Raw genomic sequence first — 22,375 nt, 5'->3', positions numbered from 1 at the left:
GAGTTGGTGTACGTTTGTATGTGGAATTACAAAGGTATGTTGCCGTGTTTTTTTGCAGGACGTGTCTCGCGTTTGTTTTCCAGTTGTGCGAGAGCACGGCAGATGCGGAAACGTGTGTTGCGCGGCTCGATAACGTCGTCGATATAGCCAAACTCTGCAGCCTTGTATGGGTTGGAGAAGAGTTCGTTGTATTCCTTTTCTTTCTCTGCAAGGAACGCCTTGGGGTCTTCGGCTGTTTTAGCAGCCTTGCCGTCGATAATCGCCACAGCACCTGCGGCTCCCATTACGGCGATTTCGCTTGAGGGCCATGCGTAGTTCAGGTCCGCCTTGAGTTGCTTGCAGCCCATCACGATGTGGCTGCCGCCGTAACTTTTGCGCAGGGTGACAGTAACCTTGGGCACCGTTGCTTCGCCGTATGCGTAAAGAAGTTTTGCGCCATGGTCGATAACGGCATTGTATTCCTGTCCCGTACCCGGGAGGAAGCCTGGTACGTCAACGAGCGACACGATAGGAATGTTGAAGCAGTCGCAGAAGCGTACGAAACGTGCTGCCTTGCGTGATGCGTTGCAGTCGAGCACACCGGCATAAACGCTTGGCTGGTTGGCAACAATACCCACGCTCTGACCATTAAAGTGTGCAAAGCCGATGATGATGTTCTTGGCAAAGTTGCGGTGTACCTCCATGAATTCTCCGTTGTCCACCACAGCGCCTATCACTTGGTACATGTCGTAGGCTTGGTTGGGATTGTCGGGAATGATTTCGTTGAGGAGATCCTCCTTGCGGTCGATGGGGTCGTTGCAAGGTACGCGCGGTGCGCGTTCGCGGTTGTTTTGCGGAATGTAGTTGAGCAACTGGCGGATGATGGCTGCAAATTCTTCTTCGTTCTTTGCAGTGAAGTGGCACACACCGCTTTTAGTGCTATGTACGCTCGCGCCACCGAGTTCTTCCTGGCTGACATCCTCACCAGTAACGGTCTTCACCACTTTCGGACCTGTGAGGAACATATAACTCACGCCTTCGAGCATCACGACGAAGTCGGTCAGCGCCGGGCTGTAAACCGCTCCACCGGCGCATGGACCGCAGATACCGCTGATTTGTGGTACCACACCACTTGCCTCGATGTTGCGCTGGAAGATTTCGCCGAAGCCTGCAAGAGCGTTGATGCCTTCCTGAATACGAGCACCGCCAGAATCGTTCAGTCCGATGCATGGTGCACCCATCTTGAGGCTCTGGTCCATCACCTTGCAAATCTTCTGCGCCATGGTCTCGGAGAGAGAACCTCCGTTCACGGTGAAGTCCTGAGCGAAGATGTAAACCAGTCTGCCGTTGATTGTGCCGCTGCCGCATACCACACCATCGCCAAGATATTGCTTTTTCTCCATGCCGAAGTAGTGGCAACGGTGGAGTTTGAACATATCCATTTCCTCAAAACTGCCCTTGTCGAGCAGGAGGTCTATGCGTTCGCGGGCAGTGAGTTTGCCTTTCGCATGTTGTTTCTCAATCGCTTTCTCGCCACCGCCCAAGCGTGCTTGCTGACGGAGTTCGACGAGTTTCTTGATTTTGTTTTGTTGTTGAGTCATTGTATTGTTATTTCGGGGAGGGTTTCCTGCCTCTTCGCCAACTCAGTGGCAGAGACCAAGTGCCTGACCCTGTTTTATTTTTTCAAAAATCAGCGCGAAGTTAAGAAAAAGTTTTGAAATAAATAGTTCAAATTGAACTAAATGATTTTTTTGCTTATTATTGTATGTTTTGAAGCAAAATTTGACGACTGGGGATTATATATTAAGGAGTAGATAGTCATTGATAGTTGAGAATTCTCTGTCACAATCTGCGTCTTCGCCGGGCCGAGCAATGGCATAATTCGTATCAGGATGAGCGATAATGTTTTCTTGTTAAATCTGTGTCTTTCGCGTTCCTTACCCCTATCGCGAAGCGTCATCCCTGTTAGTTTTTTATTGGTGTCCGGTAAAAGTTTTATGGACTCAGTCATAAGCCTTTCTATATGGGTGTTTTATGGGTAGGGGTAATCTATGGGGGCTTACGCTTTTACTTTGTAGCGTCAGTTTTAGTGCTCTGAATCAGGCTGAAAGCCTTACAGCACATAGCCCATGGCAACGCCATGGGTATATGGATGTAGTTGAGTACGTCCTGAAAGGACAAAAGCATTATGAATCAAGTCTTTACGCCAAAACTTTTTGCCTTTATATCTGCTTTTGCGCTTACAGCGCGCCAATGCCTTTAATCACATTCACCCGGGACGTTGTCCCGGGCTATGGGCTTTGGGGCTTTCAGCCCGTTTACCGGACACCAATACCAGTTTTTACACCTTATTTTGCTAACTCCATATTGCAAAATGTGATAGTTGCAATAAAAACAATAAAAAAATCAATCAAAAAAAAGTGTCTGATTGTATAAAATTAACGTAAAAAAAATATATTTGCAAATTACAAGTTGGAGTATGCTTGTTTAATCAGGTTAAATCCTGTTTCAGGCTTTTCTCTAGAAACCTTGTCGGCCTTTCTTGTTGATTCTTATTATTTATCACAGATAGATTGAGAGATTAACGGAGAGATTGTGTTGAAATATTAATTAAAAATTATAATAGATTGACTGATACAAATCACAATCTGAAAATCAGAAAATAAACAATAATCAAATAATTTATGTGTATGAAAAAGACATTACTCATTTTGCTTTGCCTTTTTCTCGGCAATTTAACGGTGCTTCAGGTTGCAGCGCAAGAGACAGTGAAGAATCGTGCTTATTATGAGAATTTAGGTTCCGCTGTTCCTTATGCAAACCCGAAAACTTCTGCGGGTGAAGACTCTCTGTATGGCGGTGGTCATGGTCTTGTAATCAGGGCTTCTGTGTCGCCGACTTGGACCTCCACCTCGCTGGCTGGCTCAGGAATAGCAGAAGACCCGAATAAAGATCAGTTCTGTCTGACCACTCCTTATCGTGCCATCTTTAAGGATGACTATTGCAACAGCACAGGCTACTTTACTCATGATGCACCTACCCGTGTTTATTTGGGCGGTTTCAAGCCTATTGGTGAAGGCGGTGTGGAAGAAGACGTGTATTTCACCGTGCTGCGTACCGGCACAGCCAATGGCACTCCAGACGAAGAGTGGCAAGGGCGAGGAACTAACCATCCGGATTTAAGGCCAAATGGAACGGTCGGTTTTCACAATGGTGAACTCATTGGTGGCTACGTTGTGGTTGGCAAGGGTCTCACTCCAGGTCAGTTGACTAACGTTCGCAATAAGATCCAAGCAGAGGAAAGTGGAGACTCACCGGAATATGAGTCCTATGAAGAGTCTTTTATTACCGGTATGTACTTGACACCCACATTCTGTAGTGAGACAGCTGCAGAGAATGCGGCAAGCTATGCGAACGTGCCGGGTGGAAGCCGGACGATTACCATTCCCAGCTTCATTATGCTGGACCAGGAATTCGCTGATAGCGAAAATGAATTAGGCGCAACGTATAAAGGCCGTCACCTTATCCTCAAAGTGGTCGGCATCGACTTCGGTGCGTTCAGTGATGTGGAGCACACGCACTTCATCTTGCCGAAGGGCATCACCTATATCGGCGACAGCGGTCTGCGCAGGACGGGATTCTCCGCTCCCAAGAAAATTTCGTTCCACAAGGGCAGCAATGTATATCCTTTCATCGGCGAAACCTGCACTGACGAGGAATGGGTAGCCAACAATAACATTGAATCCCTTGGTCATTATGCCATGTCGTACGCGCAATACGACTCCATATATCAGGTGATAAATTCAGCCAAGTTCCGCGAGTTCGGCGAGCGTTGTTTCCAAGGTTGGGATAATATCACGAAAGTGGATATGAACAAGACACCATTGGTGAAGAAAATAAGCAAGGGTGCTTTTGCTCAGTGCCACAATATTACAGAAGTGATAATAAGTCCTAGCATTCAGGAACTTTCCGACCGTGCATTCTACGAGTGCACCTCACTCACCGACCTTTCTTTCGTGGCATCTGGTGGCGATCCTACTGGCGAAACCATGGCGCTAACCCGAATTGGCGACAACGCTTTCGAGGGTGCCGACATTAGTACATTCCTTCCCCCTGCAAGTCTGAAAAAGATAGGGAGTTATGCTTTCTATGGTAACAACCTGGGTGCGGGTGGACGCTTCGACTTGCCTACTCACATTGATAGCATTGGTCAATATGCATTTGCTAAAAACAACATCTCTTATATTCCCTTTGTGGCAGGAACAGATGCTGCCCCCGAGAATCCTGTCAATTCCAATGGACTCTTTTTGGGTTATCGCTCGTTCTACGAGGACGGGACAGACGTTACTGTAGAGTTTAATGCCAAAGTTCCTCCTCGTATCATTTCGGACGGTCGGCCCTTCGATACTGATTCTACCCATCGCGTGCGCATCATTGTGCCTTTGAGTTGTGGAGAGCGTTATGTACATGGCATCGATGAGAATGAACAACTTCTGCCAATATTAGGTCTGTTCAGCAAGGAATATCGTCATCATGAGTATCGCGTGAAGTTCGATCTGACCAAAGAATATACCAAACCGAATTACGGCCATTACACCAGCAAGGATGGTGGCACTTACACTTATTCGAAAGCTCCCTGGTGGGTAGCCAGCACGTCTTGGACATTAGATAGTTATGTGTTGAAACCCTCCCACGGCGGTACGGTTGACACTTGGGCTTCCTCTAATACAACGAACAACATGGGTGAAAGCAAAACGCTGTGGACACCTACCATTGATTTCTATATAGATCCAAACGACAGCACCGTACATGGCGCGCAGCATGTGTTCCCACGCACGGCTCACCAATATTTCGACAATGAAAATCATGACGATGTACCCAAGATTGCAACGATGGAAGTTGAAGATGCCATCCTGCCGCCGGATGAAGGCATGTTGTTTGCTTACACACAACCAGCCATCTATCTTATGCCGCTCTATGCTGACTACGGGGAGATTGCCAAACTGATAAAGACAGTGCCACAGAAATTTGGTGTAGAGGTTGGCAGTCCAGGAGTGACTGATCCTCCAACCAGTCTGACCCGTGTCAATATCCACAGCCGTTTGCTGACGTTCGACTCAGACGAAAACCTGCGAGACATGGCAGGCAAGCCCTGGCTCGATTTCAACGACCATACTGCCAGATGGCGTCAGATTGCCGTATGGAATGATGCAGGCACAGATTATGAGATAAAGGAATATGACTTGCTGAACATGAGAGACCGTGCAGGTAATCCTATCACAATTGACTTCAGTAAAACGGTTACTGTCCCAATAGGTTATTATAAAAAGTGGGCTGCTAAAACTGATGGCACCTCCTTATATGAAGCTGTTGGCACCGGAGCATCACCAGATAAGGGTAGTGATGGTAAAAAGAAGTATGAAGTTACAGCTCCTATTACCGTAAAGAAATACGATTATTGGACAAGTAGTTCTGGAAGGCCCTATCGCTGTTCAGCAGGATTTAATAGATTCACCATTCCTGCTGCTATAAATTGGGTTGAGGCTTGTGAAGCGGGTACAGGTTATCTGAGGACGTTGCTCGGCAATCCGACTGGTGTGCAATGGGTTACTCCCAATTACTCTAAAATTAATGATAAAACAGAGATTGGTTCAGATGGTCTCCATAAATTACTTTACTATCGCTTTGTACCTTGTACCCACAAATATGTAACAGATGTAGACATTACGATTAAAGGTGTATCCTATGTTAAGGGAGATACTGTCTATTGCGGAAACGAAAAGAATACCCTACCACAATCAGAACTTGGTGTAACATGGGGCTATGGTTTAGCACATATTGAAGACTGGCACTGCCGCCAGTGGATTGATATCTTCGACCTCATACAGGAATGGGGTACGGACATTGGTGAAATTAAAGCTCGTCATGATTTCCATGACAACCACACCGACCACGGCAACATCCTCGTGCCCTGTGTAGAGCCTACATACGTCTGGCCATTCTGGGAAACAGTAACGCAAGAAACTTATTTAACTGACTCTGCTTCGAATCCGCTTAAGGTTTCGGTTGCCCGCAAATACTTCCAACAGGATTCCGGCGAGTGGGATTATACACCTTATTACGTATCAGGTCGCCCATCTGTAGTGATGAATGGAGACGAATATGCAGACGGTTTCATCTCCTTCGGCTTGAGCAACGGCTACTTCGTTCAGACACAAAATCCCGGCTATACCAGAGCAAACCGCGCATACTTCCGCGTACACAGTTCTGTACTCATGAAAGACCTGTATAATCCAACAGTTTCTCCGACCAACCGTATGGTTATTGTGGATGAAGACCACATGGGCAGCGGACTTGGTGAGATTTCAACCGGTCTGAATGGCGTGAAAGCAAGTCCTGTTCGGGATGTATGGTACACCATTGAAGGGCGAAAACTCAATAACCAGCCTACTCAGCGCGGTGTCTATATCAATAACGGACGTAAGGTTGTCATAAAATAAACATAGAAAGTATATTTAACTATATTATTTATGGAATCAAAGAAGATTTATATAAAGCCTCAGTGCCGAACGATACCATTCACCTTTGGAGAATTCTTTGCCAATACCGGTGGCGACATCCATGGTCCCGGCGGTGCTCCCCCCGTAATTGATCCGGGAGGCTGGGATACGCGAAAGTTAGATTTAGATTTAGATATGGACGAAGGTACTTCCAGCAACTATTGGGACTGGAATTGGTAATAATGGTGAAGTAATCATTACATACATTTCAAGAAAGTGCCGCCTGTATTGATATATGGGCGGCATTTTTTTTATTTTTCAAGAATTAGAGAATTAAGGTTCGCAGCGCAGCAATCCGTGTCTTCGCCGAGTGGATCAATGGCAACATTCGCGTCAGGATGGGCGACAAGTCTTCGTGTTAAATCCGTGTTCTTAGCGTTCCTTACCCCTATCGCGAAGCGACAAATTCTCTGATTCTTAAAATCTTGACTAACAAATAATCACTTAATCTTTTCAAAACACTTCTTAAACCTTTTGATTTTTCATTCGTCATAATGTTATAAAACCGAAAAAGTAATTCGGGTTTTCTAAAAATCCGTTGCTAAGGTTAAGTAAAACAAAAAGTCAAACCTGATAAAAAAGAAAAGTCATGAAACGCTATCATTACATCATCGCATTGGCTATGGCAGCCTCTTTCAGCCTTTCGGCAAGTGCAAATAACAGTTCAAAAGCCGGTGTAAACAGCAAGAACGCAGTTATCGAAATGCAACATCACAAGGAGAAAAGTGCCTCAATAGCCATCTACAACTACAACAGTCTCAGCAGAAGTAAAATAGTAAAGGCTGCATTGCGCATAAAAGGAGTGAAGAATGCCAGATGGAACAGGGCCAACCATTCGCTCATCGTGGTTTATAACGACAGAGTGGTTTCGCTCAGCCAAATCCGCAATGCTCTTGCAAGACAGGGATACCAACTCCAGGCAGGGAAAAACCATGGCGATAAAAACGCAGGATGGAAGCATGGAGGGGCGAAGAATAACGGCTCCAACAACCACGGCTCCATGAACCACGGCAATGTAGGACACGGACAGAAGAACGACAAAGGGAAGGCTTCCAACCACGATTCTAAAGGCAAATCAGGTGGTTTCGGCAAGCAAGGTGGCAGAAAATAATTCGGTGATTGCTACAAACGCTAAAATCCGGGAGAAAAAAATCTGTAAGATGGAGGACACTTGGTAAGCAACCTGCATAAGGAATCAAATCCTACGTGCAGGTTGCTTTTTTGTTTTTAGAAATCAGACGGAATTCGGTCTGATGAGGGGGTGGGGCGTTATTCTATGGGTGTTACGCCCTTCTTGAGGATAATGTTGCCGTATTTTACCGTTTCGCCGGTAACGAGTACGGCGTAGGCTTTCTTTGTCCTTTCGTAGAAGGCGAAACGCTCTTCATGTCCGAAGGCTTTGATTTGCGGGTTCGTTTCGTTCACGGCTTTGAGATAGGATTCTTCCACAGCGGGGTCGAGTGTGTCGCCCGGTACGGCAGCCATCATCACGAGGGGATGCTCCACGTATGCGTCGAGTTCGAAGAGAGGGAGTATGGCTCTCAACAGTTCGGGCACACGCAGTCCGTCGGCTCTGATAACCCTGTCGTTGAACGATTCTGCGGGGAAATGTGCGTCGCTGAGCACTATTTCGTCGCCATGTCCCATGCTTGCCAATATTTTAAGCAGTTCGGGACTGATGAGTGGTGAAATTCCTTTTAACATGGTATATTATTTTTTATGGAGAGTGCTGTCTCTGTATTTATTTTCAAAATCGCTGACCAGTTTTGCGAAATTGTTTGGCAACAGGGCAAAAGTCTCGTCGCGAAGGTCCTGTGGTATGCCATAGAAGGCTTCGGCTATGCTTCCCGTGATGCAGCCCAGTGTGTCGGAATCGCCACCGATGCTGATGACGTTGCGTATGGCATCCTCAAAATCTTCTGCGTCGAGGAACGCCACTATCGCCTGCGGAACCGTGTTTTGGCACACAGCACCCCAGCCGTAGGTGTCGCGGATGCTGTCGCAGGTGAATTGCAGGTCGTAGTGGAACTTTTCTTCAATGACCTTTCTGATGGTTTCCTTGTCTTTCCCCTGTCGAGCCATGAGAATGCACAGCGCTGTGGCTTGTGCGCCCTTGATGCCTTCGGGATGGTTGTGGGTACATTCTGCCGAAGTCTTGGCAGCCTGCATCACTTCTTCCTCTGTGTCGAAAGCCCAGCCTACGGGTCCCACGCGCATGGCAGAACCGTTTCCGCAACTGTTGTACGGGCTGAAGATGCCTGCCTTGGTCTGTTCTATCCAGCAGAGGAAGCCGCCGCCATAACTGCCCATGGGGCTTGGGTATTCCTGTGCATATCTGCTGTAATAGTGTGCCACGTCTCCCCCGTGGAGCAACCAGTCGGCTGTGGCGAGGGTGAGGATGCTGTCGTCCGTGAAGGTGCATCCAGAAGAAAAGAAAGGAAAGTCCTTGGTCTTGATATTGTTGAATTCGTAAACACTGCCTACGATGTCGCCGATAATGCTACCTAACATAGTGTTTTATTTCCTGTTTTGTTTCTATTCCGTCTCCGACACGAAACACGCCACGAGTCCATACGTGATGGTGGGGCGAATCCAGATTTCCGTGAGCAGGTAGTTGGTGTATTCGTTGATGGGATTTGTATAAATCACATAGTTGTAGAGCGCAGCAATCGCCATGTCAACTATAAAAATCATCCACAGGTTCCGCTTAGAGTACGTCTTCCATTTTTTGCGGGCATAGAAGAAGGTAAGCATGAGCAAGAGCAGCACTGAGAGTGTGAGGCATGCCAAATGGAGAGCATAGCAAGATAGTGGGGGCGGGAAGAGGATGTCGCGCAGCAAAACCGTAACGCCAATGCATACTGAACACCAATAGTTGAACTTCCGGGCATCGAGACGATTGAAGAAGTACATCCATATCATCGCCAGGCACGCTATGTAGAACACGTTAAGCACTAATTCGGGCCAAGCCTCGCTAAGACCAAAATGGTAAACCCCATAGAGCATAACGCCCACAGAGAGCGCACCCGCCACTGCTGTGATGCCGATGTCTATGATTTTCCCTTTCTTCTTAAATCTTGTCTTCATATTTACATCATGATAGATTCACATTCAAGGTTTCCTGGCACCCGCTATGTGCAGAGGAAGAGAATGATGGCTTGTGCACAGAGTATGCGCAGGAACATGGAGAGCGGATAGACGGTGGAGTAGCCCACGTTGGGCGCGTCCGTCGATGACGTCATGTTGGCATATCCCAGTGCGGGTGGGTCGGTGGTGGCACCTGCCATCATACCCATGAGGGTGAAGTAATTGAACTTATAGACTTTTCTTGCCACGAATCCCATGATAAGCAGTGGAATGGTGGTGATAAGGAAACCGCACCACACGTATGTCAGTCCGTCGCCATTTGTAACCGTTGACCAGAATGTTGCTCCGGCTTTTATGCCCACTGCGGCGAGGAAGAGCGCAAGACCTAATTCTCTGATGAACAGGTTGGCACCGCTCGTCATGTAGGTGTTCAGGTGGAGTTTGTAGGCGTATGCACCGATTAGGATGGCTATGATGAGCGGTCCGCCTGCGAGTCCGAGTTTTAGAGGCACCGACATGCCGGGTATGGCTATGGGCAGCATACCGAGCACGATGCCAAGGAGTATGCCGAGGAAGATGGCACCGATGTTGGGGTGGTCAAGGCGTTTCACACTGTTGCCCAGCACGTTAGCCACACGTTCTACGGCTTCCTTCTCGCCCACGACGAGGAGTCGGTCGCCAATCTGTATGCGCAGTGCGCGGTCGGCGAAGAGTTCCATGCCCTGACGGGTGATGCGCGTAACATTGACGCCATACACCGAACTGAAGTGCATTTCTCCAAACGTCTTGCCGTTTACGCTGTTCTGTGTAACGAGTATGCGCCTGGACACCGTTTCGCTGCGCTCCTCTTTCCAGTCGTAACCTTCAACGGTTTCGCCAAGGAATGCGAGAACAGCGTCGCTGTCATCTTCTGCACAGACGAGGTTGAGGAGGTCACCATATCCTACCACGGTGTCGTGGCTTGGCGTGATATAGTTGCCGTCCTTGAGTATTCGTGTGCAGACGAATGTCCTGTTGAGGAATTCCCTGATTTGTGAGAGTTTCTTACCGTCAATGCTGTGGTTGGTCACCTTGATGCTCATGCGGTGTGGTTTTGCGTGAGGATTGTCCTCCTGCAATTTTCTGATTTCTTCTTCTTCATCTTTGAGGCTGATTTTGCAGATGAAGCGCAGAAGAATCATTGAGCCGATGATGCCCACAACGCCAAGCGGGTAGGCACAGGCATAGCCGCTCGCGATGTTCAGGTCGCCGAAACCGCCAACAGTCTTGAGCGCTTCTTGTGCAGCACCGAGACCGGGCGTGTTCGTTATGGCACCGTAGAGCACACCCACCATCATGGGGAGATCGTTCTTGTCGCCTTTCGATGCGAAAACGAGATAGTAAAGCCCCAGCATGACAGCCACGTTAAGCAGCACGATGCCTATGGCGATGTAGTTCATCTTCATGCCGCCGCCCGATTTGAAACTCTGGAAGAAACCCGGTCCCACTTGCAGACCGATGCAATAGACAAAGAGAATCAGTCCGAAGTCCTGGATGAAGTTGAGCACTTGCCCCGGCGCTGCAAGATTTTCCTCATTAGCCATACCGGAGTGCGTATAGATATGCCCCACAAGGATGCCCACGAAGAGAACGAATGTAACACCTAGCGAGATACCTGCAAATTTGACCTTTCCCAATGCCACGCCAGCGGAAATGACAATGGCAATAAGCACCATGATATGTGCCAAGGAACTTGTGTCAGTAAAAATATTAATGAGCCAATCCATAATAAGATCTGTATTGTTTGTGTGCAAAATTACTCACATCTGCACAAATTAACAATTTTTTAGAGAAAAACATTGGACGTTTTTCCGGCGTTGGCGTCTTCTGTTACAAAATTTTGTCAAGTGCGATTGAAGAAAAATTTAAAAAGCCGGGCGACCTTGTTTATTGGTTGTCCGGCTAAATGGTTAGGAAAACATGCTTATTCCATTTCGCTGCCGTTGTCGTAGCCGCCGTTCATGTCCATGTCGTCCTGCTGCTGTGCCTGGCGTTTCTTGGGCTTCTGCTTCATGTTGCCGAAGTTCCAGGTGAGGGTCAGGTTGACGTTGCGTCCACCGCGCCAGAATTTCTGGTCGCGTGTGAATTGGTCGGTAACGGTAACGTTGCGGAACTTGCGTGTGTCGAAGAGGTCGCGGCAGTTGAGCGCAACGGTGAATTTGCGGTTGAGGAAGGTCTTTCTCAATCCTGCATCGAAACTGAAGTTTGAGCGGCGGAAGCCCTGTGCGGTTGACTGTCGGGAGCGATAGTCGGCAGTGAGTTGCAGTGTGAAGTTGGCAGGGAGTGTGAAACTACCCATGGAGCGCAGGTTCCAGCAGAAATTCTCGTTGCCCTTTCCGCTGACTATCTGGTCTTCCACGAGGAAGTTGTAGCCGTGCATCTTGAAGTAGTAGAAATTGGCTGTTGTGGTGAGGTCGAGGATTTTGAAGAGTTTGTTCTTTGCCACTATTTCCAGACCTGTGCTCACGCTTTTTGATACATTTTCGTTGGTCTGGTACATCAGTCCGTCGGTGTTGTTGCGATACTGTATGCGCTGCATGACGTTGGTCGTCGGTCTGTAGTATGCACTGACGCTGAGCGAATGGAGTTCCCATATGCGCAGATAGTTGAGCGAGAGTGCGTTGGAGTATTCAGGTTCAAGGTGTGGATTACCCATGTCGATAATCGAAGCATCGCGGGTGTTCTTGAAGTTGTTCAACTGTCCGCCAAACGGACGGCGCAGACGTCTGGAGTAGTTGAGTTGTATCTGGTCTGCCTTGGAGAGTTGGTAGTTGAGGAAGACGCTCGGGAAGAGTTGGAAGAAGTCTTTCTTGAACGCGGGATTACGCTTGGTGCGGTCCGTTTCCTGTTCATAGTTATAACTCTCAGTGTTGACCTTCCAGTATTCTCCTCTCAGTCCTGCCATCACGCCGAGTTTCCCGAACTGCAAAGACGCCGTGGCATAGAGTGCATGCACATCGAGCGAATAGATGAAGCGGTTGAAGAAATTCTCGTCCATAACGAGGTGTGCACCATTCCAGTCGGTATAGTCGGCTTCCATGCTTTGCGGTGTGTTTTCGTGGCTGAGCCTTGCGTCGTAACCCGTCTGCAGTTTGAAATTGTCGGTGATTTGGTTTTCGTAGTCTAATTTGAACTCCATTGACCTGTTACGGATGAGGTTGGGACGGAGTTGGTAACTGTATTCTGAAGGAGTTATGCCATCTGCGTATGTCGTACTGTCTTGATAAACCGCTTCATCGTTCATCATCCAGCGGTTGTATTCCGCAGAAGCACTCAGGAAATGCGTCTCGCTGAAATTGTGCTGGTACACAAGTTCGCCGTGATACATTTGCATATTGCCGTCGGTGGCTGTGCGGCGGAACATATTGCTGTTTTCTATGCCGGTGCTGAGTGTGCCGTATCGGTAGAGAGTGGAATTTACACGGTTGTGACCGCCCTGCATCATCATGCCGGCAAGGGTGATGTCGTCCTTTGGTGTTGCGTGGTAGGTTATGCCTGCCCGTGTGAAGAGGTTGTTGCCACGACTTTGGTTCTTACCGTCATAATTCTGGAAGATGTCTTCGTCGGTGTAGGTCTGGCGGCTGTAACTTCCACCGCGATTGTTGTGACGGTGGCGATAGCCGAGATTCAAATAGGCATCGAATTTAGAACTACTGTAGTTGATGTTTCCACTGGCATTAGCACCGCCATTGGTGTTGCCCCCCACTTGTACCGAACCATAATAGCCTGCCTTGCGGTTTTTCTTCAGCACGATGTTGATGATGCCCGCCGAACCTTCTGCGCTGAATTTGGCAGAAGGATTGTCGATGACTTCTACGCGCTCAATGCTTTCTGCAGGGAGTTGCTGCAAGATTTCATAGCGGTTCTCGCTGGTCAGTCCGCTGGCACGTCCGTTAATCCATACTTCAACGCTGGAATTGCCGCGAAGAGAAATGTTGCCATCTTGGTCAACTTCCACAGAAGGAATGTTTTCAAGCACTTCATCGGCAGTGGCTCCTGTGTTGGCTATTGTCTGGTCCACATTATACGACTTGCGGTCCACTTCAAGACGCATGGTTGAGCGCTGTGCCGTTACAACAGCCGTACCTTCAGATGTCTTTACGAATGTGAGCGTGTCGAACTTCACGGCGTGGTGTACGGAGTCGAGTACAACTTGCCAACTCTCGGAACTATAGCCGAGATGGCTCACTTTGATGTTATATTTACCAAAAGGGATGTTTGTGATGGCAAATGCACCTTCAACGTCGGTTGTAGATGTTTTGATGGCCTTGTTGTCCTGCATAATCTGGACGTTAGAAAACGACAAAGGCTCGTGGGTCGTCTCGTCATAAACATTTCCGCGAACACTGCCTTGTGCTATTGCTATAACAGAGAGCATTGCTGCGAAAAGGGTAAAAATAATTCTGTTCATAAAATTTAGATAGCCTGTGAATGGATGTATTGCTGTATAAACTCCTGACTTTTCAGTGGCCATTCAAAACAATACACTATAATTTTAGTCATTAAGACTGTTTACGGTTAAAAAAGTTTAAAAGAGTTTGTATCTTTGCAGCGATTTTTTAAGAAATGCAGCAATTACAAGAATTAGAAAACGAACTTATCCTCTTTATAAACTATGATGGAAGTTACAATATCGACCGGTTTTGGTGGATGTTTTCCAGCAAGTTTACGTGGATTGCCACTGTTCTTACAATTGTGGCATATTTTGCTTGGAAGGCAAAGAAATGGAGAGAAGTATTGCTCATTCTGACAGCCTTCGTCATCATGGGGCTATTGACCGACTGGGTGTCCTCAAATGTTTTCAAACCAATTTTTGCCCGATTACGACCTTCACATAATCCCGATATCATAGATTCACTCTATCTCTACGTGGATAGCGCAGGCCATTTATACCATGGCGGGACTTATGGTTTCTTTTCAGCACATGCCGCAAACAGTTTCGGTGCAATAACCATGTTAGGACTTATTTTCCGAAGAAAATGGGTAATTATTGCCGGAGCGATATGGGCATTGGCATTTTGCTATTCCCGCCTGTATCTTGGTGTGCATTATGTGGGCGATGTACTTGTTGGAATGATTTGGGGCTGCTTGGTAGGTGCATTAGTGTATCACGGCTATGCAAGGGTTCATCGTAGGTTAGAAAAGAAATGGAACCTGTTGCCCATCAGAGAGATATACGACCAAGAGCCTTGGCCTGTCATTATCGTTCACTACACTGCCATTGCGGTAATAGCCATTATTGCATTTTTCTAAAGAATACTGTTGACATGATACGCCCATTTCGTGCGGAAGACGCTGCTTCTATAGCCGAAATATACAACTATTACGTGCTGTATACAACCACGAGTTTCGAAACCATTGCAGTCAGTGCAGAGCAAATGAGAGACCGTCTGACCGCTTTCAGCCGAGAGGCTCCCGTGCTTGTAGCAGAAGAAGATGGTGCGATAGTGGGCTATTGCTATGCTCACCCATGGAAAGAGCGTGCGGCTTACAGCCATACTTATGAAACCACAGTCTATCTCACACAAGAAGTATTAGGCAAAGGCTATGGACGTATGCTGATGGAACGGTTGATAAAAGGTTGCCGACAACTTGATATTCGCGTGCTCATCGCATGTATCACGGCAGAAAATACAGCCAGTTGCAAGTTCCATGAACAACTTGGTTTCAGAAAAGTTTCTGAGTTTCATCAAGTTGGTCGGAAATTCGACAAATGGCTCGATGTGGTGGATTACGAACTGATTCTCTGAACAAACCTATACAGATTATGAAGAAAATATTTCCTTTTGCAATGCTATTGTTCGCGCTTGTACTTTGCAGTTGCGGACAGGATGAGAAAGCGAAGCAAACATTTGAATACGACCCAGGCTATACGTCAGAAGCATCAGTTGACACTGCGGCGAATGATTCGATTGGGGCAGTCGTTGACAGTGTTCCCCAATCATCAGATGAAAAGTTAAAGGCCTCCTCTTCAGGAACTTCTGAGAAGAGTGCGTCTTCATCTCATAGGCGGCGCGCTTCATCTGGTCGTTCCAATACGGAAGATAACAGTTTCAAGGACGACGGCATGCGTGGCTTTGATCCTGCATCAGAAAACGACATGCACGATAACGGCATGTCGCGTTTTATGGAGAATAATGACAATGAGGGCTGGGACTGATTGTCCTAAGCCTGTGCTAAGCGTTTCAATAATTCTACAAGCACTTTCCAGATATTGTCCACAGTGGAGAGTTCCACCCTTTCGCTCGTGGAATGTGGCTCTATGATACGTGGTCCGATAGGCACGATTTCTATACCAGGGAATTTTTCTACAAAATAGCCCATTTCCATCACAAAGTGCATCTGCACCTTTCTTGGCTTAAATCCTAATACATCGATGAAAGTTTGTTCCACTAGATGAACATAGTCCGACTCTGCGTTCTCTTCCCAAGCGGGCGTTGACATTATAAAATTCGTCTTTGCTCCGTATTTCTTAAATATCTGGCAGATGCTCTCACCCAGAGCAACCATATCGTCATAAACAAAACTCCGTGAGTGCGCACTGATGAAGAAGTGGTCTTTTTCCGTCTTTAAGACTCCCACATTGCTCGATGTTTCCACTGTCCCAGCCATGTGCTCGCTCATTTTCAGTACACCGAAAGGCAATGCTTCAAGACATTCGAGTAAGGCGTCAGTTGCATTGTCGCTGATGGCATTTGCAGGGCGTTCTGCATAGGTACAGGCGAGTTTCATGTTGGGGTCATTGGGGTTGACCGGCAGTAGTGTACCTGTCATCGCTTCAATGATCTCACTGTTTTCTTTTGGAACACCGATAACGGCTTCTGCGTTGGCGGCTATGGAGGCATTTGCTTCTCCTGCATTAATGGTGCAGAGTTGCAGGTCAGGGCATGCTTCTTTTATCGCCGACAGCACGCGTCCCATGGTCTTTACGGCATTGTTGCGCCCTTTGCCTATATCCACACCGGAATGTCCGCCGAGTCCGCCTTCTATGCTGAGAACGAAGAAATCATAACCGGGCTTTGTCTCTTCATGAGTTAGTGGCAGTTCCGCCGTCTGCAAGTATGCACCTGCAGCACCCACGGTAATGGTATCGTAGTCTTCCGAGTCAAGGTCAATCATCTTGCGTGCCTTGACAAAGTCTGGCGACACTGCAGCGGCTCCTGTCATGCCGTCTTCCTCGTTTGTAGTGATAAAAAGTTCGAGCGGACCATGTACAAGGTCGTTGCTCCGCATCACTTCCAGCGCCATGGCAAGTCCCAAACCGTTGTCAGCACCAAGCGAGGTGCCGCGCGCCTTCATCCAGCCATCTTCTATGTAGGCTTCAATAGGGTCGGTCTGCGGATTGAAAGTTTTTCCTTTTTCTGCCACACAGACCATGTCCATGTGTGCATGGAGAACAATGGGTTCGGCATTCTCGCAGCCTGTTGTGGCGGGTTTTCTGATAACGATGCAGTTTTTGGCATCGCGGTCATAGTCGAGATGGTGTGTCTCGGCAAAGTTGCAGAGCCAGTCTGCTATTTTTTCTTCATGCCAGGAAGGGCGGGGAACATTGTTGATTTCCTTGAAAATATCGTAAATCATAGGTTGTGTGGAGTGTTGCTTTTGTCCTTCTTGTCTTGTTCGTAGCAGTGGCGGCAGAGGGGCTCATATTCGGCTTTCTCTCCAAGCACCACTCGCCGTTCGTCGGCTATGGTGCGGTGCGACACGTATGCCAAGTCGCCGCAGCGCACACAGATGGCATGCACTTTCGTAACGTCTTCTGCTATGGCGCAGAGTGCAGGCATAGGTCCGAAAGGCACACCCTTGAAATCCATGTCAAGTCCTGCGATAATGACACGCTTACCCCTGTTGGCGAGTTCATTACACACACCGACCAATCCTTCGTCGAAGAATTGTGCTTCATCGATGCCTACCACGTCGGCTTCGTCCGTCATTAGCAGCAACGATGTCGATGAGTCGATAGGGGTGGAAGCAATCGCATTGGAGTCGTGCGACACTACGTCTTCTTCGCTGTAACGGGTGTCGATGGCAGGTTTGAAGATTTCCACCTTCTGCTTGGCTATGCGCGCACGTTTGAGACGTCGGATGAGTTCTTCGGTTTTGCCGGAGAACATCGATCCGCAAATAACTTCTATTCTTCCGCGGCTGAAAAGTTCCCTGCCGCGATTTTCTTCATATTTTTCCATGGTGTTGCAAAGATAAATAATTCGTTGGGAAGATAGATGCTCTGCACCGTATGTTTTTCGGTTTCCAAAAAATATGCTATAAATTTTTTTATTCTCACATATAATTATTACTTTTGCCAAAGATTCAGAAACACTTAAGTATTAACTATTTAGACATTTTACAATGAAAAAAACATTTTTCAGTTTTGTCATCGTAACGGCAGGTCTACTTACTATTTCGTGTGGCAACAACAAATCAAATGGCGCAGATGGCAAAGACTCCACAGCCGTTGCGGCAGAAGAGAATCCTAAAGGTTTTACCACCTACACCAATGAACAAATGGGATATTCGGTTAACATACCGGATTGGATGACCCGTCAAGATCCTACGGTGGGAGCCGAAAGTGGTACCATTTTCGTTAGCGACCCCAATTCGATAGATGCCATCCGTATTGAAACCAGCGGCGGTAATGATGGTTCCCTTGGTGATCCATGGACTGCCGAGAGTGTGAAGAGGAATTTTGAAAGTGAGAAGGAAATGGGAGGCAAAGGTGAATTCGTTGAAGAAGAATGTGGCGACAACTACTATTACTATAAGCGCAAGAGTGAGGATGGTGAGGCTATTACGACGAAAAAAGAGGTTTTCAGTGGAATGAAACGTGCTTCTGTGGTCATCTACTATGATAATAAAGATGCCGAAAGAATTGGCGGAGATGTTGCTAAACAAATCATGAAATCTCTTAAAATCAAATAAAATGAAAACAATTAGTAAAATCTTTTTGAGCATGCTTCTGGCGTGCGTAGGTACAGTGGCTGCCCATGCCGACTCTCCGCTGACATCCTCTGATTTTGCTCACTGCTATAATGACATAGACATGGTGGCAGAGGCTATTGCTAATCCGGGAGAGGTAAACCCGACTGTGATGAACTATCTGGCAGACAAGAATGTACCCGTTGACGAGCGCGTGGCAGTAGTCAATGCCATCGGCTGGAATTTTAACGGTCTGACCACAGGCGACCAGTTCGGCACGTATCTGATGAAGCGCTACAAGGCGAAGAACATGAAGAGTTTAGCCAAGAAGTTGGACGCCGGTACACTCGTGGTCTGTGCTTATGCCAAGGCGATGAGCAACTATTTCAATGTGGACGAGGCTGTCGAATTGGCTGAAATGGCAGTAAAGAAAGACCGGACGAATAGTTTCACCATCCGTTACATCGCAGCCCTTATCAAAGCCCAGAAACTGATGGACAGCGATTGGGGTGCTCTGTACAGGGTAGTGGAGAATGTGTACAACGATGGCAGCCTTAGAGTAGATATGCGCCAATGCGCCATCGATGCCATCTGGGACTACATCAAGTTGTACGCAGAGTATTAAAGAGTATTAAGAAGATATTTTCAGTTTTCACGTTGGGAGCGAATGTCGTTCCCAACTTTTTTGTTATTTGAATGTGCATGTACGCAAATTTAGATAAGAGCAATCGCGCGGTTCATAGGAAAAATGTATTTTTGCACAAAGAAAACAAAACGAAACGAAACTAATACGCAATAACATTATGTTAGCAAAACTCTTTGCACAGAAACTCCTGGCTGTAGAAGCCGTGAAACTGAGCCCAGAAGCACCATTTACCTGGGCAAGCGGTTGGAAGTCTCCTATCTATTGCGATAATCGCAAACTATTGTCATATCCCGACATCCGCACATTCGTGAAGTTGGAGTTGGCTCGTCTTGTGGCAGAAAACTTCGGCGAGGCAGAAGTGGTGGCTGGTGTGGCTACCGGAGCCATAGCACAAGGTGCTCTCGTGGCGGATTTGCTCGGTTTGCCTTTCGTCTATGTACGACCCAAACCGAAAGACCATGGCATGGGCAACCAGATAGAAGGTCAACTCGATGCCGCAAAGAAAGTGGTAGTAGTGGAGGACCTTATCTCGACAGGAGGAAGCAGTCTGAAGGCAGTGGATGCCATCCGTAAGAATGGTAACGAGATTGTTGGCATGGTGGCAAGTTACACTTATGGCTTCGATGTTGCAGCAAGCGCCTTTGCCGATGCCAATGTAAAACTCCTTACGCTCTCGGACTATAATGCCGTCATCGAAGTGGCAGCAGAAACGGGCTACATCAAACAGGAACAGATAGAGACTCTCGCTGCATGGAGAAAAAATCCGGCAGAGTGGGGAAAGTAGTTAATCGTCTTTTTTAAGAAAATAAGTAATGACAAAATACGAAAGCGAAATACATGTAGTGGCACGCCCCATAGATGAGGCATACGCCAAGTTTTCCGATCTTAATAATCTTGCCGCAATAAAGGAAAAACTGAATGACCCTGCCTTTGCAGAGAAAATGAGTCAGGAATTAGACGAAGAAAAGCAGGAGCAGGCGCGCAAGATGATTGATGGCATGACTTTCGATACCGACACAATGAGTATATCTTCACCATTGGGAGACGTCATGCTCCGCATCATTGAGCGCGATGCACCCAAACTTGTGAAAATGGAAGCCGAAAACACACCGATACCTCTCAATATGTGGATACAACTCGTGCCGATTGATGAAAGTTCCTGCAAAATACGCGTAACGATAGGCGCAGAAGTAAACTTCCTGATGAAAGCCGCGGTGTCAGGTCCATTGAAGAAGGCTGCAGATGGTGTGGCGCGTATGCTGGCGCTTGTGTAGAAACACCATATTTTTGTACAAATGAGATTTTCTTGGTCGTTATTGGTGCTTTCTTTAGCATTTCTGCTTGCGGGCTGTGATGCACAGGAAGAATATAGTGACTTCCGTGCCAACTTTGTGTTCCAACAGAGTCTCTCTGTGCCGCAACTGCAAGCCGCATTGGGCGGCAGTCCCGGCACGTTCTGCACCATACGCAACTCGGGGAACAACTACATCTTCGAGTGCAACGATGTGGCAGGAACTTTTACATATACGAAAACTGCCGTTGACCAGCGCCTTACACCCATCTTTATAGCAGGTATTATTGTAGGTACGCCCGTGCTCGACCAGCAACTCACTGCCTACGACCTCGCCTGTCCCAACTGCAACAGAAACTATATCACGCGGCAACTGCAGTTTTCTGACGAGCGCACCACACTCTTCTGCCCGCGATGCAAGTGCAAATACAGCCTGCAGACGCAGCAAGGACTGCTTGTGGAAGGCAATACTTCTGCCGTTACGCTCATCAGGTACAAAGCCACATACGACGGCATGAATAACCTTTATGTGCACAACCCTTGAGAAGGTACAGTCAACTTGATGGCAAAGGGTGTGCTTTGTTCTTTCTGACAAGATGACATGACATGGTTATAGGTTACATCGTGCTCAATCGCCCTATATAAAGAGGGTGGGCAGGTGTAACCTATAGCCATGTAACTTTTATGTTTTTTTTGTCGCCCTTATCAACTATCAATTCTCAACTGTCAACGCCGAGTTCGATGACTTCAACGTCTTTGATTTCTGTCCTGTCGATAGTGAAACGCACGAGAGTCCTTGCCTTCTGCCAGCCCTGTATGCCTGCTGCCCCCGGGTTGATGTGCAGGAGTTGCAGGTTCTTGTCGTAAACCACTTTCAGAATGTGCGAATGCCCGGAAATAAAGAGTTTAGGCGGGTTGTTGAAAATGTTCTGACGTATGCTCCTGTCGTAGTTTCCCGGATAACCACCGATGTGCTTCATAAGGATTTCCACTTCTTCGCACTTAAATCTGATAAGTTCCGGATAGCATCGGCGCAAATCTTCGCCATCGATATTGCCATATACCGCAGTGAGTGGTTTTATGGCATTCAGACGATCTGCAATTTCCGTTGTCCCGATGTCTCCTGCATGCCATATTTCGTCACATTCTGCGAAATACTGCTCGTAGCGGCTGTCCCAGAAGCCGTGGGTATCAGATAGAAGTCCGATGCGTGTCATGGCGGTTCAGTCTTTGTCGAGTTCCAGTTTCTTGATGACAAAATCCTTGATGAAATCGAATGTTCCGTCCAGTCCGAGCACACTTGAATTGATACAGAGATCGTATGTGGCGGCAGCACCCCACTTTCCGTTGCAATAGAAGTTGTAGTAGTTGGCGCGTTTCGTATCGCCATGTGTCATCATGCGTTTTGCCGTCTTTTCGTCGGTCTGTGCGTTTTCCATGATGCGCTTGATGCGGTCTTCTTCATCGGCTGCAATGAAAACATTGACACATCTGGGGTGGTTGCGCAACACATAGTCGGCACAGCGTCCGATGAAGACGCATGAGCGGTCTGCAGCCACCTTGCGTATGGCATCGCTTTGTATTCTGAATAGCGATTCGTCGGAAATCTGGTTGCTGTAGAAGTCGCCGCTCATGGTGGGTGCTATGCTGTTTATCAATGAGCGCAAAAAACCTTTGTTTTCATCGCTTTTTTCGAAGATTTCGGGTGTGAATCCGCTCTCTTTTGCAGCGAGCGCGAGTATTTCCTTGTCGAAATAACTAATATCGAAATGTTCGGCAAGTTTCTTGCCAATGTAGCGTCCGCCTGCTCCGAGCGACCGCCCGATGTTTATAATGAATGGCGATTTTTTTTCCATA

General features: G+C 47.5%; 22 protein-coding genes. 11 read left to right on the top strand and 11 right to left on the bottom strand.

All coding sequences use genetic code 11. The annotated features are described in order from the left end of the window. Window positions 1–26: 26 nt before the first annotated feature. Window positions 27–1,580 carry an acyl-CoA carboxylase subunit beta gene (locus C7Y71_RS05715; RefSeq protein WP_111897423.1) on the bottom strand — a complete coding sequence of 518 codons (1,554 nt, stop codon included), beginning with the start codon at window positions 1,578–1,580 and terminating at the stop codon, window positions 27–29. 1,089 nt (window positions 1,581–2,669) lie between these two features. Between C7Y71_RS05715 and C7Y71_RS05710 the strand changes: the two genes are divergently transcribed. The 3 genes from C7Y71_RS05710 (at window position 2,670) to C7Y71_RS05700 (ending at window position 7,650) form a co-directional block, all read left to right on the top strand. Further along, window positions 2,670–6,479, top strand: coding sequence for a leucine-rich repeat domain-containing protein (locus tag C7Y71_RS05710; protein ID WP_193215979.1), 3,810 nt, complete (start codon window positions 2,670–2,672; stop codon window positions 6,477–6,479). 30 nt (window positions 6,480–6,509) lie between these two features. Next, window positions 6,510–6,719: a hypothetical protein gene (locus C7Y71_RS05705; protein ID WP_111897420.1), complete on the top strand. Its 210-nt coding sequence runs from the start codon at window positions 6,510–6,512 to the stop codon at window positions 6,717–6,719. Between the two features lie 409 nt (window positions 6,720–7,128). After that, window positions 7,129–7,650, top strand: a complete 522-nt coding sequence (locus tag C7Y71_RS05700; RefSeq protein ID WP_146739329.1) for a heavy-metal-associated domain-containing protein — start codon at window positions 7,129–7,131, stop codon at window positions 7,648–7,650. Window positions 7,651–7,808: 158 nt separating this feature from the next. Here the strand turns inward: C7Y71_RS05700 and fucU are convergent, their stop codons facing one another. The 5 genes from fucU to C7Y71_RS05675 form a co-directional block, all read right to left on the bottom strand. After that, window positions 7,809–8,243: an L-fucose mutarotase gene (gene fucU, locus C7Y71_RS05695; RefSeq protein WP_111897418.1), complete on the bottom strand. Its 435-nt coding sequence runs from the start codon at window positions 8,241–8,243 to the stop codon at window positions 7,809–7,811. Window positions 8,244–8,249: 6 nt separating this feature from the next. Further along, window positions 8,250–9,050: an ADP-ribosylglycohydrolase family protein gene (locus tag C7Y71_RS05690; RefSeq protein WP_111897417.1), complete on the bottom strand. Its 801-nt coding sequence runs from the start codon at window positions 9,048–9,050 to the stop codon at window positions 8,250–8,252. 24 nt (window positions 9,051–9,074) lie between these two features. After that, a complete protein-coding gene (locus C7Y71_RS05685) occupies window positions 9,075–9,626 on the bottom strand; it encodes a hypothetical protein (protein ID WP_111897416.1) in 552 nt (183 codons plus the stop codon). Between the two features lie 44 nt (window positions 9,627–9,670). Next, complete coding sequence (locus C7Y71_RS05680) at window positions 9,671–11,392, bottom strand: putative transporter (RefSeq protein ID WP_111897415.1); 1,722 nt, start codon at window positions 11,390–11,392, stop codon at window positions 9,671–9,673. A gap of 197 nt (window positions 11,393–11,589) precedes the next feature. After that, window positions 11,590–14,076, bottom strand: coding sequence for a TonB-dependent receptor domain-containing protein (locus tag C7Y71_RS05675; RefSeq protein WP_111897450.1), 2,487 nt, complete (start codon window positions 14,074–14,076; stop codon window positions 11,590–11,592). Between the two features lie 155 nt (window positions 14,077–14,231). Here C7Y71_RS05675 and C7Y71_RS05670 point away from each other — a divergent pair, with 155 nt between their 5' ends. Genes C7Y71_RS05670 through C7Y71_RS05660 form a run of 3 tightly spaced genes read left to right on the top strand, consistent with a single transcriptional unit; the run spans window position 14,232 to window position 15,825 of the window. Next, a complete protein-coding gene (locus tag C7Y71_RS05670) occupies window positions 14,232–14,918 on the top strand; it encodes a phosphatase PAP2 family protein (RefSeq protein ID WP_111897414.1) in 687 nt (228 codons plus the stop codon). A gap of 14 nt (window positions 14,919–14,932) precedes the next feature. Next, entirely contained in the window at window positions 14,933–15,415 is a 483-nt protein-coding gene (locus tag C7Y71_RS05665) for a GNAT family N-acetyltransferase (RefSeq protein ID WP_111897413.1), read from the top strand. A 17-nt stretch (window positions 15,416–15,432) separates the two neighbouring features. Continuing rightward, a complete protein-coding gene (locus C7Y71_RS05660; RefSeq protein WP_146739328.1) occupies window positions 15,433–15,825 on the top strand; it encodes a hypothetical protein in 393 nt (130 codons plus the stop codon). A 5-nt stretch (window positions 15,826–15,830) separates the two neighbouring features. Here C7Y71_RS05660 and pepD read toward each other — a convergent pair whose 3' ends face one another. Further along, on the bottom strand, window positions 15,831–17,246 hold the full coding sequence (gene pepD, locus C7Y71_RS05655) for a beta-Ala-His dipeptidase (RefSeq protein WP_111897411.1): 1,416 nt from the start codon (window positions 17,244–17,246) through the stop codon (window positions 15,831–15,833). Then, complete coding sequence (locus C7Y71_RS05650) at window positions 17,243–17,851, bottom strand: thymidine kinase (RefSeq protein ID WP_111897410.1); 609 nt, start codon at window positions 17,849–17,851, stop codon at window positions 17,243–17,245. Before C7Y71_RS05650 ends, pepD begins: the two co-directional genes overlap by 4 nt. 163 nt (window positions 17,852–18,014) lie before the next feature. Between C7Y71_RS05650 and C7Y71_RS05645 the strand changes: the two genes are divergently transcribed. The 5 genes from C7Y71_RS05645 to C7Y71_RS05625 all read left to right on the top strand — a co-directional run bounded on the left by C7Y71_RS05645 (window position 18,015) and on the right by C7Y71_RS05625 (window position 21,062). After that, window positions 18,015–18,584, top strand: coding sequence for a hypothetical protein (locus tag C7Y71_RS05645; protein WP_111897409.1), 570 nt, complete (start codon window positions 18,015–18,017; stop codon window positions 18,582–18,584). 1 nt (window position 18,585) lies between these two features. Next, window positions 18,586–19,206: a hypothetical protein gene (locus tag C7Y71_RS05640; protein WP_146739327.1), complete on the top strand. Its 621-nt coding sequence runs from the start codon at window positions 18,586–18,588 to the stop codon at window positions 19,204–19,206. 178 nt (window positions 19,207–19,384) lie between these two features. Beyond that, entirely contained in the window at window positions 19,385–20,011 is a 627-nt protein-coding gene (gene pyrE, locus C7Y71_RS05635; protein ID WP_111897407.1) for an orotate phosphoribosyltransferase, read from the top strand. Between the two features lie 28 nt (window positions 20,012–20,039). Next, a complete protein-coding gene (locus C7Y71_RS05630; RefSeq protein ID WP_111897406.1) occupies window positions 20,040–20,501 on the top strand; it encodes a hypothetical protein in 462 nt (153 codons plus the stop codon). A 21-nt stretch (window positions 20,502–20,522) separates the two neighbouring features. Continuing rightward, window positions 20,523–21,062, top strand: a complete 540-nt coding sequence (locus C7Y71_RS05625) for a hypothetical protein (protein WP_146739326.1) — start codon at window positions 20,523–20,525, stop codon at window positions 21,060–21,062. Here C7Y71_RS05625 and C7Y71_RS11815 read toward each other — a convergent pair. Genes C7Y71_RS11815 through C7Y71_RS05615 form a run of 3 tightly spaced genes read right to left on the bottom strand, consistent with a single transcriptional unit; the run spans window position 21,044 to window position 22,374 of the window. After that, complete coding sequence (locus tag C7Y71_RS11815) at window positions 21,044–21,193, bottom strand: hypothetical protein (RefSeq protein ID WP_193215978.1); 150 nt, start codon at window positions 21,191–21,193, stop codon at window positions 21,044–21,046. The genes C7Y71_RS05625 and C7Y71_RS11815 overlap by 19 nt on opposite strands. A gap of 44 nt (window positions 21,194–21,237) precedes the next feature. Further along, entirely contained in the window at window positions 21,238–21,735 is a 498-nt protein-coding gene (locus C7Y71_RS05620; RefSeq protein ID WP_111897404.1) for a metallophosphoesterase family protein, read from the bottom strand. Between the two features lie 6 nt (window positions 21,736–21,741). After that, on the bottom strand, window positions 21,742–22,374 hold the full coding sequence (locus C7Y71_RS05615) for a cytidylate kinase-like family protein (RefSeq protein WP_111897403.1): 633 nt from the start codon (window positions 22,372–22,374) through the stop codon (window positions 21,742–21,744). Window position 22,375 lies beyond the last annotated feature (1 nt).

The sequence above is a fragment of the Pseudoprevotella muciniphila genome (genome assembly GCF_003265305.2).
In the GTDB taxonomy this organism is placed as follows: domain Bacteria; phylum Bacteroidota; class Bacteroidia; order Bacteroidales; family Bacteroidaceae; genus Alloprevotella; species Alloprevotella muciniphila.
Note: the sequence above shows the minus strand (reverse complement) of the source record. Positions and strands in the feature narration are given on the sequence as shown.